Genomic DNA, 3,536 nt, shown 5'->3' on the forward strand with positions numbered 1-3,536 from the left:
TGCTCCACGGCATGCCCGTAGGCGTTCCAGCCCGTGACGGCCTCAATGCGCCGCATGCCCGCGGCCACGCCGCTTTCGCTCACAATAAAGAAGGCCCCTGCTTCGCCCGTGCGGGTCAGATGTGTGCCGCCGCACCGTTCAACGGATGCAGGATCGCATATTTCTTTGCCTGCGACTGTGAGCACGCGCACAGTCGCACCATATTTTTCATTAAAAAGGGCAATGGCCCCGGCAGCCACGGCATCGGCCATGGGCATTTCTTTTGCGGAGACCTCAAGGTCGGCCAGAATGGCGGCATTGACCTGGCGTTCCACGGCGGCCAGTTCTTCGGGCGTAAGGGCCGCAATGTGGGAAAAGTCAAAGCGCAGGCGGCGGCCGTCAACCAGCGAACCGGCCTGCTTGACGTGTGAACCGAGCACACGGCGCAGGGCCGCATGCAGCAGGTGGGTGCAGGTATGGTTGCGGGCAGTGGCCTTGCGCTCGTCAGGGTCCACGGCCAGGCGCACTTCCTTGCCCTGAAGCATTTCGCCCCGGACGACCTCGATTTCGTGTACCAGCAACTGGGGCGCGGGCTTGTGGGTGGTGAGCACCCTGGCCTCGCCCGCAGTGGCGCTCATGAGGCCCGTATCGCCCGCCTGACCGCCGCCTTCGCCGTAAAAAGGCGTGGTTTCGGTCACGGCATAGCCGTTTTCGCCTTCACCGAGCACGTCCACGGGCTGGCCTGCGGCATTGAGCAGAATGGTGATGGGGCTTTGGGCCGTAAGGCCCTCATAGCCCACGAAACGGCTTTCGGCTCCGTTGTCCGCCAGGGATTTGAAGGGGCTTTGGCCGTCTTCGCCCTGCCCCAGCAGGCCGCCTTTTTTCTGGTGGTCGCGGGCGCGTTTGCGCTGCTCCTGCATGTGTTTTTCAAAGCCCTCGGCATCGGCGCGAAAGCCGCGTTTTTCCGCCACGTCGGTAACGATGTCCAGCGGAAAACCGTAAGTGTCGTAAAGCTTGAAGCAGAAATCGCCGGGAATCAGCGTAATGCCGCGCTCCTTGAGGGCGGCCAGTTCTTCTTCCAGCAGGTCCAGCCCTTTTTTGAGCGTGAGGGAGAAGCGCTGTTCTTCCTCAAGCACGGCCCGGTCGATGAAGTCCGCGCTTTCCACCAGTTCGGGGTAGGCATCGCCCATAACCTCGGTAACCTTGCGGGCCACCTTGTGCATGAAAGGCTCGTGCACGCCCATGAGCGTGGCGAAGCGCAGGGCGCGGCGGATAAGACGGCGCAGCACATAGCCCCGGTTTTCGTTGGAGGGCAGTACGCCGCCCGCAATAAGAAAGGCGGCCGCGCGGCTGTGGTCGGCAATGACGCGCAGGGCCGTGTCCACATCATTGGTGTCCGGAGCGCTGAAGCTGTAGGTCACGCCCGCAAGTCCGGCCGCATACTGGATAATGTCCTGAAAAAGATCGCAGTCGAAATTGGAGCGCTTGCCCTGGGCCACGGCAGCCATGCGCTCAAGGCCCATGCCCGTATCGATGTTGGGCCGGGCAAGCAGCGTGCGTGTGCCGTCGGCGCTCTGGTCAAACTGGGTGAACACGAGGTTCCAGATTTCAAGGAAGCGGTCACAGTCACAGTTGCCGATGCCGCAGTCCGGACCGCAGGACATGTCCGCACCCTGATCTACATAGATTTCGGAGCACGGCCCGCAGGGACCGGTGTCGCCCATGGTCCAGAAATTGTCTTTTTCGCCCATGCGCACGATGCGTTCGGCGGGCAGCCCGGCGATTTCGGCCCACAGCCCGGCGGCCTCATCGTCTTCGCGAAAAACCGTAACCCACAGTTTTTCTTTGGGCAGTTCCAGTTCTTTGGTCACGAAATCCCACGCCCATGTGATGGCTTCGCGCTTGAAATAGTCGCCAAAGGCAAAGTTGCCGAGCATTTCAAAAAACGTGTGGTGGCGCGCCGTGCGGCCGACGTTTTCAAGGTCGTTGTGCTTGCCGGAAACGCGCAGGCATTTCTGGCAGGTGGTGGCGCGGCTGTAGGAGCGTTTTTCCTCGCCGAGAAAGAGTTTTTTGAATTGCACCATGCCGGAGTTGGCAAAGAGCAGCGAAGGGTCGTTGGGTGGAATGATCGGCCCGGAAGCGACGATTTCGTGCTGGTGGCGGTGAAAAAAATCGAGGTAGCGACGGCGTATTTCTTTGGCGGTGAGCATACTGGCTCCTGATGAGGGCTGCGCGGTACGGGCCGTGCCTTGCAGGCGTGCGGCTTTTGGGGGCATTGAAGCAACTGTCCACGGCACAGGCCCGTTGGCCGCTGCCATGAGCATGCGGCGAACGGGCCTGCCGGAAAACGTCAGTCTTCGAGAACGGGGTCTTGGCTTTCCGCAATATCTTCAACTGTGGGGGTGAACTCCCGGGGGTGAAGGCCCAGAAATTCCACAACCTTGGCTTCGATCTGATTGCGCAGGTCAATGTTTTCGTCCAGCAGGGCGCGCACTTTTTCGCGGCCCTGGCCCAGTTTTTCAGCACCGAAGGCAAACCACGAACCGCTCTGGTCGATGATCTTGGCCTCAATGCCAAGGTCAAGCAGTTCGCCCGCGCGTGAAATGCCCTGGCCGTACAGGATGTCGAAAATGGCGCTGCGGAAGGGCGGCGCGACCTTGTTTTTCACCACTTTGACCCTGGTGCGCGACCCGAAGGATTCTTCTTTGTCCTTGAGGGTCTGAATGCGGCGGATGTCCAGACGCACGGAAGAGTAGAACTTGAGCGCGTTGCCGCCCGTGGTGGTTTCGGGGCTGCCGTAGCCCGTAACGCCGATCTTCATGCGTATCTGGTTGATAAAGATGACCGAGGTGCGCGATTTGTGGATTGTGCCCGTGAGGCGGCGCATGGCGTGCGACATGAGACGGGCGTGGCCGCCCACCTGGGTTTCGCCCATGTCGCCTTCCAGTTCGGCCTGGGGGATAAGGGCCGCCACGGAGTCCACAACCACAAGGTCAACAGCGCCGGAGCGAACCAGCATGTCGGCAATGTCCAGGGCCTGCTCGCCGTAATCGGGCTGCGAGATGAGCAGTTCATCCGTATTGACGCCCAGCCGTCTGGCATAGGACACGTCAAGGGCGTGCTCCGCGTCTACAAAGGCGCAGGTTCCGCCAAGGCGCTGGCATTCGGCAATGATATGCAGTGTAAGGGTGGTTTTGCCCGATGATTCGGGGCCAAAAATTTCAGAGATGCGCCCGCGCGGGATGCCCCCCACGCCAAGGGCCAGGTCAAGGCCGATGGAACCGGTGGGAATGACAGGTATATTCACATGGGCATCGTCAGAAAGTTTCATGACGGCGCCCTTGCCGTATTTGCGTTCAATGGTGGCAAGGGCTGTGCCCAGGGCTTCAGCGCGCGCTTCTTCAGGGCTGAGGGCCGGTTTTCTGGCCATGATTTTATGCTCCGGGTAAAGATATCTTCAAGCGCATGATTATAGCAAAGGGCGAGGGGCAAGGCAAATGCGCGGGACCTCGGCCGTCAGCCGGTCACGGTGCTGCCGGGGCGGCGCTGTCTTGCGG

General features: G+C 60.9%; 2 protein-coding genes. Both read right to left on the bottom strand.

Annotation, left to right across the window (positions count from 1 at the left end):
• On the bottom strand, positions 1-2,189 hold a 2,189-nt coding region (gene alaS / locus V6C16_RS09495; protein ID WP_333543076.1), incomplete at its 3' end, for an alanine--tRNA ligase.
• A 140-nt stretch (positions 2,190-2,329) separates the two neighbouring features.
• The gene (gene recA / locus V6C16_RS09500; RefSeq protein ID WP_333535258.1) at positions 2,330-3,409 is read right to left on the bottom strand and encodes a recombinase RecA; all 1,080 of its coding nucleotides are present in this window, start codon (positions 3,407-3,409) and stop codon (positions 2,330-2,332) included.
• Positions 3,410-3,536: the final 127 nt, after the last annotated feature.

This window comes from Desulfovibrio sp. 1188_IL3213, from assembly GCF_036763145.1.
Classification (GTDB): Bacteria; Desulfobacterota; Desulfovibrionia; order Desulfovibrionales; family Desulfovibrionaceae; genus Desulfovibrio.

Excerpts from the sequence above, each read along its gene's own strand:
- recA (WP_333535258.1), bottom strand. The coding sequence starts at position 3,409 with ATGGCCAGAAAACCGGCCCTCAGCCCTGAAGAAGCGCGCGCTGAAGCC.